We start from the raw sequence: 14160 nt of genomic DNA, 5'->3' as shown, positions 1-14160 counted from the left end.
GAGGTGCGAATGGAGCGCAGCGGAATTCGCCTCGAACCACGGGGGTGAAGGGCGCACAGTTGTTTCCTTGGGAGGTGTCCTGAAGAGAGCCATTCCGCCAAGGCAACCATAACAAAAAGGACGCCCGAAGGCGTCCTTTTTCATTCCAAAAGGCTGATGGCGGATTATTTGCCGGCCTTGGCCTTTTCCTGTTCGGCCTTCATCTTGGCCTCGAATTCCTTCTGGCGCTTCTGGACTGCTTCCTGCAGTTCCTTCTGGCGCGCTTCCAGCTCGGGCTGCTGGAGGCCGGGGCCGGTCAGCGCCTGCGAGAAGCCGGAAAGCGAAACGTTGATCGGGTTCGGCTTGTTCTGGAAGTTCACCGAGGTCAGCGTCATCTTGCTGCCCTTCTGGAGCGCCTTCAGCAGGTCGTCCGACAGCACGACCTCGGCGATACAGCGGTCGGGGAAGCAGATGCCGTATTCGACCTTCTGCGGCTTGTTCGTGTCGATCTGCATGCCGACGCCCGCCTGGATCAGGCGGCCGGTGGGAACCGATACCTGGAAGATCTTGCGGTTGATCTTTCCCTTGATCTCGATGAGATTAACGGCGGTCAGCAGCTGGCCGGAATCAGCGGTGACGATATTCTGCGTGTTGCAGATATCATTATCTTCTTGCTTGGAGCAGACCTTGAACCAGCCCTGCGGAGGCTGCTGCGCAAAAGCCGGGAAGGTCGCGGTTGCAAACAAAGCGAACGCGCCAGCAACAGCGGAGGCGGCAGCGAAAGTCTTCGTCATGGACATAGTCAACAGGTTCCTTTTAGCGGTCTGATCCATTTGGCGGTCACGTCCGACTTGTCAGTGATGTGCGAATACGGCAACAGCGTGGTGACCTCATGTTCGAGAGGCGTGTTACACTGCTTGCCATGTCAAATCCAGCGCCGAAAAGCCACACGTTCACAAAAACCCACCAATTGGTGCATTTAACCAACATGAAACCTTTGACTGCGAATCAGCGTTAAGCTCGGTCGATCGGAATCGGAATGCTCGGCAAATACATTATAACCATCCTCCTGGCCGTCGTGGGTCTGGGCCTCTCCCACCCCCATCCGGCTCAAGCGGAGCCGACCTACGGCCTCGCCATGCATGGCGAGCCTGATCTTCCGCCCGATTACACGCACTTTCCCTATGCCGACCCCAACGCCCCGAAGGGTGGCAGCATCCATTATGGGGTCATCGGCACGTTCGACAGCCTCAACCCCTTCGTGTTGCAAAGCATGCGCACGACGGCGCGCGGGCTCTTCCTCGACGCGGAATTCGGCAATCTGGTCTTCGAGCCATTGATGCAGCGCTCCGGCGACGAACCGTTCTCCCTATACGGGATGATCGCCGAAAAGGTGGAGATGCCCGATGACCGCAAGTGGATCGAGTTTACGCTGAACCCGAAGGCAAAATGGTCGGATGGCCAGCCGATAACGGTGGACGACGTCATCTTCACCTACAAAATGCTTGGGGAGAAGGGGCGTCCGCCCTTCTCGAGCCGTGTGAACAGGATTGCCAGCATAGAGAAAACCGGCGAGCGAAGCGTCCGCTTCACCTTCAACGACAAGGCGGATCGCGAGTTGCCAATGCTCATCGCCAACGCCATGCCGGTACTGCCGAAACACGCCATCGACCCGAACACCTTCGGCAACGCCTCGCTGAAACCGCCGGTCGGGAGCGGCCCCTATATCATAGACCAGGTGCAGCCGGGCACGCGCATCGTCTACAAGCGTAACCCCGACTATTGGGGGAAGGACGTGCCCTCCCGGCGCGGTTTCAACAATTACGACCAGATCATCATCGAATATTTCCGCAACGATACCGCGCAGTTCGAGGCGTTCAAGAAGGGCATCGTCGATGTGCTCGTCGAGGGCAACCCCACCCGCTGGAGCACGGAATATAATTTTCCGGCGGTCACCCAGGGACTTGTCGTCAAGGACAACTTCAAGAAGGGCACGCCCAACAACATGCTGGGCTTCGTCTTCAACACCCGCCGGGAGAAATTCGCCGACAAGCGGGTGCGGAAGGCTCTGACGGACCTCTTCGATTTCGAATGGGCGAACCGTGCGCTCTATGCCGGGCTCTATGAGCGTACCGAAGGGTATTGGGACGGCTCAATGCTCTCCTCGGTCGGGCGCCCGGCGGATGCGCGGGAAAAGGCGCTTTTCGCCCCCTTCCCCAACGCCGTGGAACCCGATGTGATGGCCGGGACATGGCGCGCACCTGTAACTGACGGCAGCGGACGCGACCGCGCCGCGGCGAAGCGGGCCTATGATCTTCTGCTTCAGGCTGGATATACTTTCCACGACGAGCAGGCATTCGACCCTTCCGGCCAGCCTTTCACCTTCGAGATCATGACGCGCGGGCCGGACGAGGAAAAGATCAGCCTCGCCTATGCGCGCACGCTCCGGCGTCTCGGCATCACGGTCAATGTGCGCACGGTGGACGACGCACAATATCAGCAGCGACTGCAGACCTTCGATTACGACATGATTCTGGGCGCGCTCAGCGGAACGCTGTCACCGGGCGAGGAGCAGTGGGGACGCTGGGGCTCGATTTCGCGCGACGCGCAAGGCAGCTTCAACTATGCCGGCGTCGCCGACCCCGCCGTGGACGCGATGATTACGGCGCTGCTTGCGGCGCGCGGAGAGGAAGATTTCGTCAGCGCTGTTCGCGCGCTCGATCGGGTGCTGATCTCGGGCTATTATTATGTGCCGCTCTATCATCCGCCCGCGCAATGGGTCGCGCACTGGCAGCGGATAAAGCATCCGGAAAGGACTTCCCTGTATGGGTTCCAGTTGTCGACATGGTGGCATGATCCCACATAAACCGTTCCGGAAAAGCCGGAATCAGCAACAACATCGGAGACCGGCATAATGAACAGGCAGATCACCATCGATGTCGTGTCCGACGTGGTATGCCCCTGGTGTTATCTGGGCCGCAAGCGGCTGGAGCGGGCGCTGGAGCTTCTGCCGGATGTGGACGTGGCCGTGCGCTGGCGGCCTTTCCAGCTCGACCCGAGCATTCCGCCCGCCGGCAAGGACCGCAAGGCCTATATGAAGGACAAGTTCACAAGCCAGTCGCGCATCGACGAAATCCACGACCAGCTGATCAAGCTTGGCGAGGAAGACGGCATCGAATTCGATTTCGACGCCATCGAGGTCATGCCGAACACGCTTGACGCGCACCGCGTCATCCAGTGGGCCTCGCAGGCCGGCCCGGACACACAGGATCAGGTGGTCGGCAAGCTCTTCTCGTTCTATTTCGAGCAAGGCCTCAATATCGGCGACCATGAGGTGCTGGTGGATGCAGCTTCGGCCTGCGGCATGGACGGCCAGATCGTAGCGAGCCTGCTTGCCACCGACGCAGACCGCGAAAGCGTGAAACAAGAAATCGAAACCGCCCACCGCATCGGCGTGCGCGGCGTGCCCTGCTTCATCATCGACCAGAAATATGCCGTGATGGGCGCACAGACGGCGGAAGTGCTGGCCGATGCCATCGCGCAGGCTGCGGATGGTTTTGAGCCGGGGTTGGCGGAGGATCGTTAGGGGGAGATCTCATCTCCCCTTTGCACAGTTGGGCCAGTTATTGAGTTACAGGAAGAACTGTGACTACATTTTCGGTGCAAAAGTATGTGAAATCCCCATCTTTAGTATAATATTCGACTCCTATTGTGTTCGAGCCGAGACTCAATTGATTTGCATGGATATTGATTTGCACGCCATCATTCACAAATTGTCCTAAACCAAGATAACGCTCGCCGGGGCTGCACCCAACATAGAATCCAACATCAGAACCTCTTACCTCGCTTTTGTGAAGATTGGCGGTCAATATTACGGGTTGCCCCCAAATTACGCGAGACCGGGACGCTGTGATGCTATGTGCCTGAGTCTGTGTAACTGTCAGGTCGGCAGCGTCCGCTACTGGTCCGTCCGCCGCAACGAAAAGGACTCCAATACAAGCTAGGCAGCTTGCCCAGCGGGCAGATGCATATTCTTTCAACATACTCCCACTCCAAATTAAAAAATACATTTCACGATGGATCATTTGCATCATTAGAATAGCTAAATGATACATACACGTCAACATTGATAAATTAAATTTATCAATCACTGCGGGTAAAATTCTGCCGGACGCTTCAATATCGGGTGCAGTCAAATTCCCCTTCATCCCACCGCAATCTTCGCCAGTTGTGTCATGATCACTGCCGCTCCGTTCAACCGCTTCTCCGGCGTCGGCCAGTCGCGGATGAAGACAATGCCCTGATCCGGACGGATCTTCGCCATGGAGCCCTGCTCGCCGATCATTTTCACCAGCGCCGCCGGGTTCGGGAAGGTCTTGTTGCGGAACTGGATGACTGCGCCCTTCGGCCCGGCGTCGAGCTTCTCGACATTGGCCTTGCGGCAGAGCGCCTTGATGAAGACGATCTTGAGCAGATGCTGCACTTCCTCCGGCAGCGGGCCGAAGCGGTCGATGAGTTCCGCGCCGAAGCCGTCAATCTCCTGCGGCTGCTCCAGATCAGCGAGGCGGCGGTAGAGGCCAAGCCGCAATTGCAGATCCGGCACGTAGGATTCGGGGATCATCACCGCCGTACCAATGGAAATCTGTGGCGACCAGTGCGCGTCTTCCACTTCGCCAGTGCCTTTCAATTCAGCCACGGCCTCTTCCAGCATCTGCTGGTAAAGCTCGAAGCCGACTTCCTTGATGTGGCCGGATTGTTCTTCGCCCAGAAGATTGCCCGCGCCGCGAATGTCCATGTCATGGCTGGCAAGCTGGAAGCCCGCGCCCAGCGTGTCGAGCGATTGCAGCACTTTCAGGCGGCGCTCGGCATTGGGCGTCAGCATCTTGTTCGGGGGCAGGGTGAAGAGCGCGAAGGCGCGCACCTTCGAACGTCCCACGCGTCCACGCAGCTGGTATAGCTGCGACAGGCCGAACATATCGGCGCGGTGGATGATGAGCGTGTTGGCCGTGGGGATATCGAGGCCGGATTCGACGATTGTCGTCGAGAGCAGCACGTCGTACTGGCCGTCGTAGAAGGCATTCATGATGTCGTCGAGTTCACCCGGCGGCATCTGGCCATGGGCAACGGCGACCTTCAGCTCCGGCACATGACTGTCGAGGAATTCCTTCACTTCCGCCAGATCGGCGATGCGCGGGACGACATAGAAGCTATGCCCGCCGCGATAGCGCTCGCGCAGCAGCGTTTCGCGAATAACCAGCGGGTCGAAGGGCGAGACGAAGGTGCGCACCGCCATGCGGTCCACCGGCGGGGTGGTGATGAGCGAAAGCTCGCGCACGCCGGTCAGCGCCAGTTGCAGGGTGCGCGGAATGGGAGTCGCCGAAAGCGTCAGCACATGGATATCCGACTTCAGCTCTTTCAGCCGCTCCTTGTGCTTGACGCCGAAATGCTGCTCCTCATCGATGATAAGCAGACCCAGATTGTTGAACTTGATCCCCTGCCCCAGCAGCGCATGGGTGCCGACGACGATATCGACCTTGCCTTCGGCCACGTCCTTCTTGGTCTGGGCAAGTTCCTTGGCGTTCACGAGGCGCGAGGCATGGGCGACATTGATGGGCAACCCATGGAAGCGGTTGGAAAAGGTCTTGAAATGCTGGCGCGACAAGAGGGTGGTCGGCACCACCACCGCCACCTGATAGCCGTTCAGCGCCGCGACGAAAGCCGCGCGCAGCGCCACTTCCGTCTTGCCGAAGCCGACATCGCCGCAGATCAAGCGGTCCATCGGCTTGCCCTCTGCTAGATCGTCGAACACCGCTTCGATGGCTGAAAGCTGGTCGTCGGTCTCGTCATAGGGGAAGCGCGCGGCGAACTCGCCATAGACGCCATCGGGCGGGGTCAACACCGGCGCGCCGCGCATCTGCCGCTCGGCCGCAATACGAATGAGATGACCGGCAATGGCCAGAAGCTGCTTCTTGAGCTTGGCCTTGCGCGCCTGCCATGCACCGCCGCCAAGCTTGTCCAGTACGGCGTCCGAGCCTTCCGAGCCATAGCGGGACAGAAGCTCGATATTCTCCACCGGCAGGAACAGGCGGTCATCGCCTGCATAGTGGATTTCCAGACAATCATGCGGCGCACCCGCCGCTGTGATGGTCTTGAGCCCGACGAAACGGCCGATGCCATGATCGACATGCACGACGATATCGCCCGCCGCCAACGACCCGGCCTCGCTGATGAAATCGCGGTCGCGCTTGCGGCGCTTGGAGTGGCGCACAAGTCGGTCGCCCAGAATGTCCTGCTCGGCGACCACCACGAGGTCGCCCGCGTCGAAGCCGCTTTCGATGAAGAGCACCGTGGCGGTGATCTTGTCGCGCGACAGCGCCTTGACGGTGGAGAGGTTCTGCACCGTCTCGATCTTTTCGAGCCCATGCTCGGCCAGCACCTGCATCAGGCGGTCAAGCGAGCCCTCGCTCCAGGCGGCGAGCAGGACTTTTTTGCCGTCCGCACGCAGCTTGCCAAGATAATCCACCACGCGCTCGAAGAGGTTGACGTCCTGCTGGGCGCGCTCCTCGGCGAAATTGCGGCCCTTATGAGCGTTGGCGTGGATGAGAAGCCGCCCCGGCATATCGGGCTGCTCGAAGGGCGTCAGATCGATGCGGACACCGGCGCCTGCAGCGGCACGCTCCACCGCCTCGGGCGAGAGATACAGCGTCGACGGTGCAACCGGCTTATAGGGCACGGCGTCGCCCGGCTCCTTGCCTTCCGCCTGCCGCTTACGCGCCTCGTAATGGTCAAGCACCATCTTGTGCCGCTCAGCCATCGCCTCATGGGCCAGATGGTCGAAGACAACAGGCATGTTGCCTGCATGGTCGAAGACCGTTTCGAGCTTATCATAAAAGAGCGGCAGCCAATGCTCCATACCGGCGAAGCGGCGGCCTTCGGTGATTGCCTGATAGAGCGCGTCGTCGCGCGAGGGCGCGCCGAAGGACTGGATATAGTTGGTACGGAAGCGGCTGATCGCATCGGGCAACAGCGTCACCTCGCTCATCGGCTGGAGCGAGAATTCCGTGCGGGTGCCGGTGGTGCGCTGCGAGGCGGGGTCGAAGGCGCGAATCGTTTCCAGCGTGTCGCCGAAGAAATCGAGGCGGAGCGGTTCCTCCGCGCCCGGCGCATAGAGATCGAGAATACCGCCGCGCACAGCAAACTCGCCGACATCGCGCACGGTAGAGACGCGCTCGAAGCCGTTGCGCTCCAGCCGCTGCGCCAGCTCGTTCATATCGACGCGGTTGCCGGGGCGTGCGACGAAGACCTGCTCCGCAATGGCCTCGCGCGGCGGCAGCTTCTGCAAGGCGGCATTGGCGGTGGCGAGAATCACGCCCGGGTGCTTCTTCGCCACCAGCGCCGCCATGCCGGCCATGGCGGTCAGGCGGCGGGCGGCCGCATCGGCCCCCGGCGAAACGCGGTCATAGGGCAGGCAATCCCAGGCGGGGAAGTTCAGCACCGGAAGCTCAGGCCTGACGAAGCCGAGCACCTGCTCAATGTCTGCGGCGCGCTGACTATCGCGCACGATGAAGAGGACCGGGCCGCCCTCACCCAATTCCTCGACGATGCGCGCAAGGGCGAATGCTTCATACCCATCCGCCACGCCATCGATGACGATATGGCGCGCAGAGCCGAGTTTCAGTCCGAGTTTCGAGAAAACAGGCATGATTCTCAGTCTTAAAACTGCATTCTTTGACGGAAGGCGATGATGTCGCGGAAAAGCGGCGTGTCGTATTCAGGCGGCGTCGCGTCCTCGCCCGTCACCCATTTCAGGATGTCGCGGTCGAGCACTTCCAGCAGCCGCTCATATTCATCGAGCGTTGGGTCGGACATTCCCGCGATATGCGCATCGGCATATTGGCCCAGGATCAGATCCGTCTCGCGCATGCCCCGATGCCAGGAGCGGAATAGAAGCTTGCGCCGCCGTGGGTCGAGATCAGCGCTTTGCAACGTGCTGCCCGTCATAGTCTTGTCTCTCTTGATTGCCGCTCAAAATCATAAGCGGGAAAGGGGTTGCCGTGCATATAGCGCGGGATGACGGTTCTGTCAGCCTTGCAAGGCATAACGAACGCGGTAAAGGTCAACTTATGCGCCCGTCTCTGCTCGATCCGCTCTTTGCCTCCGTCCAATCGCTTTCCGGCGTCGGGCCGAAAGTGACCGCGCTTTTGGCGAAGCTTTTGGGAACGGAGGGGCTGAGCACCGAGCCGCGCATCGGCCAGCTTCTCTTCCTGCCGCCGCACAGCATCATCGACCGTCGCAACCGGCCCGGCATTGCGTTCGCGCAAGAGGGAGCGATCGTGACGCTGGAGGTGCGGGTCGACCGCCACCAGCCTGCGCCAAAGGGGCGGAACAATGTTCCGCATCGCGTCTTCTGTCATGACGAGACGGGCGAAATCGGGCTCGTCTTTTTTCATGCGCAAATGCCATGGCTGGAGAAGACCATGCCGGTGGGCGAGACGATCATCGTCTCGGGCCGGATGGAATGGTTCAATGGCCGCGCCTCGATGGTGCATCCGGACCATATCGCCAGCGTTGCGGATGCAGCGGCGCTGCCGTTGGTCGAGCCGGTCTATCCGCTGACCGCAGGGCTATCCCCCAAGACGCTGACGCGCGCCATCAGGGAGGCGTTGACGCGCGTTCCGCCCTTCCCCGAATGGATCGACCCGGCCCTACTTGTGCGCGAGCAGCTTCCCGGCCATGTCGAGGCACTCAACATCCTGCATCAGCCGGAAGATCCCGCCGATATCGATCAGACAAGCCCGGCGCGTCGGCGGCTTGCCTATGACGAATTTCTCGCCGGGCAGCTTGCGCTGGCGCTGGTGCGGCTGAAAACGCGAAAACTCTCCGGCAGGACGCTCAGCGGGGATGGGAAACTGGTGGAGCAAGTGCTGGAGGCCCTGCCCTATTCGCTGACCAGCAGCCAGAAGAAGGCCGTCGAGGATATCATTGCCGATCTCAAGAAACCCGAACGGATGCTGCGCCTGCTGCAGGGCGATGTCGGATCGGGCAAGACTGTAGTGGGCCTCCTCGCCATGGCCCATGCAGCGGAAGCTGGCGGCCAATCGGCGCTGATGGCCCCGACGGAGGTGCTGGCGCGGCAGCACTACGCCACCATCGCACCTATTGCGGAAAGGGCGGGGCTGAGGGCCGCATTGCTGACGGGCCGCGAGAAAGGGCGCGAGCGCCAGCATATTCTCGATAACCTCAAAAGCGGCGAGATCGACATCATCATCGGCACGCACGCGCTTTTTCAGGAGAAGGTCGAGTATCACGACCTGGTGCTGACCATCATCGATGAGCAGCACCGATTCGGGGTTCACCAGCGCCTGCAATTGACGGCGAAGGGTACTGCGCCGGACATGCTTGTCATGACGGCCACGCCTATTCCGCGCACGCTGGTGTTGACGGCGTTCGGCGACATGGATGTCTCCAAGCTCACCGAAAAGCCGGCCGGGCGGCGTCCCATCACCACCGCCACCATACCCATGGAGCGGATGGACGAGTTGGTCGAGCGGATGCGCGCGGCCATCGCGGATGGGCAAAAGATTTACTGGATCTGCCCGCTGGTGGAGGAATCGGAGGTTGTCGAACTCACCTCCGCCGAAGAACGCTTCCAGTCGCTGCAACCCATTTTCGGCAATCGGATCGGCCTCATCCATGGACGGATGAGCGGCGCAGAAAAGGACGAGGCGATGCGCGCCTTCAAGCAGGGCGAAACGCGCATTCTCATCGCCACCACCGTCATCGAGGTGGGCGTGGATGTGCCTGATGCCACCGTCATCGTCATAGAACACGCCGAGCGCTTCGGCCTCGCGCAATTGCACCAATTGCGCGGGCGCGTGGGGCGCGGCGACAAGCCTTCCACCTGCCTGCTGCTTTATAAAGGCCCGCTCGGGGAAGTTTCCCGCGCGAGGCTTCAGGTCATGCGTGAGACGGAAGACGGCTTTCGCATCGCGGAAGAAGATTTGAAGCTGCGCGGCGAAGGCGAACTGCTGGGCACGCGGCAATCAGGCACCCCCGGCTTCCGCCTCGCCTCCATCGAAGTGCATGGCGACCTATTGGAAATCGCCCGCAAGGACGCCCGGCTTATTCTGGAACGTGATCCCGACTTGGCAAGCGAACGCGGCGCGGCGCTACGGCTGCTGCTCTATCTGTTCGGGCGCGATGAGGCGGTTCGGTTGCTACGGGCGGGGTGAAGGCGCTATGGCGGGTTAGCGTTCAGTTGCAATTTCGAAGCGACCGCTGCCAACCGCTTGTCGCGTGTCCAGATCAGCGTGCCCGGCGATAGCTTCGCGGCGGTCAGCAAATGGGCATCCACATAACCTATGCCAAGCCCTTGAAGGGATTGATCCTCAATCATTTGCGAAACTTTTTCATCGGGGGCCGCCGCAATCTTGGGCAGACCACGAAGACGATCAAGGATTACTGTGCGCTGGCGCAAGTGTCCCAAAGCCAATTCGCCGATGACAAAGGGATGCGCGCATACGTTCCAATTCGTCAAATGACGAAGCAGGCCAGCATCTTCCTTGCGGAAATGATCTATCCAGACCGACGTGTCCACCAGAAGCATGGCGAACTATTGAGGCGTAAAGCGACGGCGCGGCGGAACGGCCATATCCGGCTCGGTGCCCCCAAGCCTGGCGAGCTGCCGCGCGCTTTCCCGCTCGATCAATGCCTTCAGCGCTTCTTCAACAAGCGCCGATTTTTCTTCCAGGCCGGTTATGGCTTGTGCCTTGGCAACCAAGGCGTCGTCCAATGCAAGGGTTGTACGCATGGGAGCACCTATTTCCAGAGGATAAAGCCTATCATCGAGACACAGGAATTACCACTCCTTCTCAATGCCCTTACTCCACCGTCACCGACTTCGCCAGATTGCGCGGCTGGTCCACATCCGTGCCCATGAAGACGGCAGTGTGGTAGGCGAGCATCTGCACCGGCAGGGCGTAGATCAGCGGCGCGATCAGGTCCGGCATGTCGGGCAGGATGATGGTGTCGAGTGTCTTTATGCCCGTTTCTGCGGCGCCCTTGGCATTGGTAATCAGGATGATCCGACCGCCGCGCGCCGCCACTTCCTGCATGTTGGAAACGGTCTTTTCATAGAGCTTGTCATGCGGCGCGATGACGATGACGGGCATGGTGTCGTCGATGAGAGCGATGGGGCCGTGCTTGAGCTCACCCGCCGCGTAGCCTTCGGCGTGGATGTAGGAGATCTCCTTCAGCTTCAGCGCGCCTTCCATCGCGAGGGGGAAGCTCGTGCCGCGTCCCAAATAAAGCGCGTGCTTGACCAGCATCAGCTCGCGGCAGACCGCCTCGACTTGCGGCGAGAGCTTTAGAACATCGTTTGCGAAACGCGGCACTTCCGACAGATAGCGGACAAATCGCGCCTCTTCCTGCTCGTCGATCGTTCCGCGCGCCCTGCCCGCTGCGATGGCGAGCGCGGCGAGGACGGAAAGCTGGCAGGTGAAGGCTTTCGTGGAGGCAACCCCCACTTCCGGGCCGGCCAGGGTCGGGAAGGTGACGTCCGATTCCCGTGCAATCGTCGATTCCTTCACATTGACGATGGATGCGATCTTGAGGCCCTCAGCCCTGCAATAGCGCAAGCTCGCCAGCGTGTCGGCGGTTTCGCCCGACTGCGAGACGAAGAGCGCCAGCGTGTCCTTCGACAGCGGCATTTCGCGGTAACGGAACTCGGAGGCGATATCGATATCAACAGGCATGCGCGCGATCTGCTCGAACCAGTATTTGCCGATGGACGCGGCATAGAAGGCAGTGCCGCAAGCGGAAATCGCCAGCCGGTTGATCTTCGAGAAATCGACCGGAATATTCTCCAGCCGCACCCGGCCATTGGTGAAATCGAGATAATGGGCGAGCGTATGGGAGATGACTTCCGGCTGCTCGTGGATTTCCTTTTCCATGAAATGGCGGTGGTTGCCCTTGCTGACGAGAAAGGCGCTGCCCGCAGTTTTCCTGACCGGGCGGGACACTTCCTTGCCGGTTTCGTCATAGATGACGGCGCTGTTACGCGTCAGGACCGCCCAGTCACCCTCTTCCAGATAGCTGACCGTGTCGGTGAAGGGAGCCAGCGCGATGGCGTCGGAGCCGAAGAACATTTCGCCTTCGCCGTAGCCGACCGCGAGCGGGGAGCCGCGACGCGCGCCGATCAGGAGATCGTTCTCGCCCACAAAGAGGAAGGCCAGCGAGAAAGCGCCCTTGAGCTTCGGCAGGCTCTCGCGCACGGCGTCTACCGGCGTCTTGCCGCGGTCGAGCTCGCGCGTCACCAGATGCGCCACGGCCTCGGTGTCGGTGTCGGTCTGGAACTCATAACCATCGGCTTCGAGATCGGCGCGCAATTCGGCGAAATTCTCGATAATGCCGTTGTGGACGATGGCGAGCTTCGGGGTGGTGTGGGGATGGGCGTTGCGCTCGGTGGGCGCGCCGTGAGTCGCCCAGCGGGTGTGGCCGATGCCGATGGTGCCGTCAAGCGGATCGTCGGCAAGGCGCTTTTCCAGATTGACGAGCTTGCCCTCGGCGCGGCGGCGGTCGAGCGCGCCGCCTTCCAGCGTGGCGACGCCAGCCGAATCATAGCCGCGATATTCGAGCCGCTTCAACGCATCGACCAGACGCGGTGCCGCAGGTTTCTCGCCGACGATCCCGATAATGCCACACATGCAAGCGTTTCCTTCCGCTTAAAATTCCAGATTTCGAAACCTGCTTAAAGCGTGGCTATCCGCACGGATAGTCACAATGGGTTTCATATTTTAACGACTATTTTCCGGCCTTCTTCGCCGCCTTGATGGACGCGTATTTCTCGCGCAGGGCGGTGGCGCGGCCTTCCTTGACCTCCTGCCTTGCCCGCCCGAAGGCGAGCGCATCGGCGGGTACGTTTTCGGTGATGACGCTGCCGGAGGCGACATAGGCATTGTGGCCAACAGAAACCGGCGCGACCAGCGAGCTGTTGGAGCCGATGAACGTTCCCTCGCCGATCTCGGTGCGCCATTTGTTGTAGCCGTCATAATTGCAGGTGATCGTCCCCGCTCCGATATTGGCCCCTGCGCCGACCGAGGCATCTCCGATATAGGAGAGATGGTTGATCTTAGCGCCCTTGCCGACATCCGCGTTCTTCACCTCGCAGAAATTGCCGACCTTCGCATTTTCGCTGAGGTTTGCGCCTGGGCGCAGCCGCGCGAAGGGGCCGATTTCACCGTTTGCGCCGACATGCGCGCCTTCCAGATGACTGAAGGCATGGATCATCGCGCCGGAGGCAACATGCACACCGGGGCCGAAAAAGACGTTTGGCTCGATGATCACATCCGCCTCGATGACTGTATCATGGGCGAAGAACACGGTTTCCGGCGCAATCAGCGTGACGCCCGAAAGCATGATCGCGCGGCGGCGGCGGGCCTGCCAGATGGCTTCGGCTTCGGCGAGTTCGACGCGCGTGTTGATGCCGATGACATTGTCCACCGGCACTTCGATGGCCGTCACCCGCAGTCCGCCATGATGCGCAATTTCAACGATATCAGTGAGATAGAACTCGCCCTTGGCATTGTCGTTGCGCACCTGGTCGAGCAGCGCGAGCGCATGTTCCCCGCGCAGGGCCATCAACCCCCCATTGCAGAAATTTATGCTTTTCTCAGAATCGGTTGCGTCCTTTTCCTCGCGTATCGCAACCAGATTGCCGTTCTCTTCGATCAGCCGGCCATAGCCCGAGGGGTTCGCCGGGCGGAAGCCCATCACCACGATATCGAAGCCTTCAGCCAGCTTTTCGCGGGCTTCGAGCAAGGCGCGATCCTCTATAAGCGGCGTGTCGCCGAAGACGATGAGAAGATCGTCATAGCCCCGCGCGATGGCCTCGCGCGCCGCCAACACCGCATGGGCGGTGCCGAGACGCTCCTTCTGCTCATAGGCCGAGACGTTAGGCGAAACCTGCTCCACCGCCGCCCTCACCTCATCCGCGCCGCGTCCGACCACGAGCGCAATGTCGCTGCCGCCCGCACCTTTGATCGCCTTGGCCACATGGCAGACGAGCGGCAGACCGGCAACCTTGTGCAGTACCTTGGGCAGATCGGATTTCATCCGCGTCCCTTCGCCGGCGGCAAGGATGATCGAAAGACAGGTTCGGCTGGTCATGGGATAAGTACCTGA

11 protein-coding genes are annotated in these 14160 nt (G+C 60.7%); 3 read left to right on the top strand and 8 right to left on the bottom strand.

What is annotated here, in order from left to right:
- Positions 1-164: 164 nt before the first annotated feature.
- The gene (locus tag IEX53_RS03030; protein ID WP_188821326.1) at positions 165-779 is read right to left on the bottom strand and encodes an invasion associated locus B family protein; all 615 of its coding nucleotides are present in this window, start codon (positions 777-779) and stop codon (positions 165-167) included.
- A 338-nt stretch (positions 780-1117) separates the two neighbouring features.
- On the opposite strand from IEX53_RS03030, the gene IEX53_RS03025 reads away from it, so the two are divergent.
- Positions 1118-2845 (top strand): extracellular solute-binding protein, encoded by a 1728-nt coding sequence (locus IEX53_RS03025; protein ID WP_236016027.1) that lies wholly within the window; start codon positions 1118-1120, stop codon positions 2843-2845.
- Positions 2846-2893: 48 nt separating this feature from the next.
- Complete coding sequence (locus tag IEX53_RS03020; RefSeq protein ID WP_373288535.1) at positions 2894-3565, top strand: DsbA family oxidoreductase; 672 nt, start codon at positions 2894-2896, stop codon at positions 3563-3565.
- A 37-nt stretch (positions 3566-3602) separates the two neighbouring features.
- Here the strand turns inward: IEX53_RS03020 and IEX53_RS03015 are convergent, their stop codons facing one another.
- The 3 genes from IEX53_RS03015 to IEX53_RS03005 are packed head-to-tail and all read right to left on the bottom strand — an operon-like array spanning position 3603 to position 7980.
- On the bottom strand, positions 3603-4175 hold the full coding sequence (locus IEX53_RS03015) for a hypothetical protein (protein ID WP_188821322.1): 573 nt from the start codon (positions 4173-4175) through the stop codon (positions 3603-3605).
- Positions 4176-4183: 8 nt separating this feature from the next.
- The gene (mfd, locus tag IEX53_RS03010; RefSeq protein ID WP_188821320.1) at positions 4184-7681 is read right to left on the bottom strand and encodes a transcription-repair coupling factor; all 3498 of its coding nucleotides are present in this window, start codon (positions 7679-7681) and stop codon (positions 4184-4186) included.
- A gap of 11 nt (positions 7682-7692) precedes the next feature.
- Positions 7693-7980 (bottom strand): FAD assembly factor SdhE, encoded by a 288-nt coding sequence (locus IEX53_RS03005; RefSeq protein ID WP_188821318.1) that lies wholly within the window; start codon positions 7978-7980, stop codon positions 7693-7695.
- A gap of 122 nt (positions 7981-8102) precedes the next feature.
- Between IEX53_RS03005 and recG the strand changes: the two genes are divergently transcribed.
- Positions 8103-10211, top strand: a complete 2109-nt coding sequence (gene recG, locus IEX53_RS03000) for an ATP-dependent DNA helicase RecG (RefSeq protein ID WP_188821316.1) — start codon at positions 8103-8105, stop codon at positions 10209-10211.
- A 5-nt stretch (positions 10212-10216) separates the two neighbouring features.
- On the opposite strand, the gene IEX53_RS02995 is transcribed toward recG, so the two are convergent.
- From IEX53_RS02995 to glmU, 4 genes are all read right to left on the bottom strand, one after another.
- Positions 10217-10585 (bottom strand): type II toxin-antitoxin system VapC family toxin, encoded by a 369-nt coding sequence (locus tag IEX53_RS02995; RefSeq protein WP_188821315.1) that lies wholly within the window; start codon positions 10583-10585, stop codon positions 10217-10219.
- A gap of 6 nt (positions 10586-10591) precedes the next feature.
- Positions 10592-10789: a type II toxin-antitoxin system VapB family antitoxin gene (locus IEX53_RS02990; RefSeq protein WP_188821313.1), complete on the bottom strand. Its 198-nt coding sequence runs from the start codon at positions 10787-10789 to the stop codon at positions 10592-10594.
- 70 nt (positions 10790-10859) lie between these two features.
- Positions 10860-12683 carry a glutamine--fructose-6-phosphate transaminase (isomerizing) gene (glmS, locus tag IEX53_RS02985; RefSeq protein ID WP_188821311.1) on the bottom strand — a complete coding sequence of 608 codons (1824 nt, stop codon included), beginning with the start codon at positions 12681-12683 and terminating at the stop codon, positions 10860-10862.
- Positions 12684-12780: 97 nt separating this feature from the next.
- Entirely contained in the window at positions 12781-14145 is a 1365-nt protein-coding gene (gene glmU, locus IEX53_RS02980; protein ID WP_188821309.1) for a bifunctional UDP-N-acetylglucosamine diphosphorylase/glucosamine-1-phosphate N-acetyltransferase GlmU, read from the bottom strand.
- Positions 14146-14160 lie beyond the last annotated feature (15 nt).

Origin of the sequence: Paramesorhizobium endophyticum (genome assembly GCF_014640615.1) — a bacterium.
In the GTDB taxonomy this organism is placed as follows: domain Bacteria; phylum Pseudomonadota; class Alphaproteobacteria; order Rhizobiales; family Rhizobiaceae; genus Paramesorhizobium; species Paramesorhizobium endophyticum.
The sequence above is the reverse complement of the archived record's forward strand: the minus strand, read 5'-3'. Positions and strand labels throughout refer to the sequence as shown.

Bases quoted from the DNA above. Each gene is read 5' to 3' on its own strand.
- IEX53_RS02990 (WP_188821313.1), bottom strand. From the start codon at position 10,789: ATGCGTACAACCCTTGCATTGGACGACGCCTTGGTTGCCAAGGCACAA.
- IEX53_RS03005 (WP_188821318.1), bottom strand. From the start codon at position 7,980: ATGACGGGCAGCACGTTGCAAAGCGCTGATCTCGACCCACGGCGGCGC.
- IEX53_RS03030 (WP_188821326.1), bottom strand. From the start codon at position 779: ATGTCCATGACGAAGACTTTCGCTGCCGCCTCCGCTGTTGCTGGCGCG.
- IEX53_RS03020 (WP_373288535.1), top strand. From the start codon at position 2,894: ATGAACAGGCAGATCACCATCGATGTCGTGTCCGACGTGGTATGCCCC.
- IEX53_RS03025 (WP_236016027.1), top strand. From the start codon at position 1,118: ATGCATGGCGAGCCTGATCTTCCGCCCGATTACACGCACTTTCCCTAT.
- recG (WP_188821316.1), top strand. From the start codon at position 8,103: ATGCGCCCGTCTCTGCTCGATCCGCTCTTTGCCTCCGTCCAATCGCTT.
- glmS (WP_188821311.1), bottom strand. From the start codon at position 12,683: ATGTGTGGCATTATCGGGATCGTCGGCGAGAAACCTGCGGCACCGCGT.
- glmU (WP_188821309.1), bottom strand. From the start codon at position 14,145: ATGACCAGCCGAACCTGTCTTTCGATCATCCTTGCCGCCGGCGAAGGG.
- IEX53_RS02995 (WP_188821315.1), bottom strand. From the start codon at position 10,585: ATGCTTCTGGTGGACACGTCGGTCTGGATAGATCATTTCCGCAAGGAA.
- mfd (WP_188821320.1), bottom strand. From the start codon at position 7,681: ATGCCTGTTTTCTCGAAACTCGGACTGAAACTCGGCTCTGCGCGCCAT.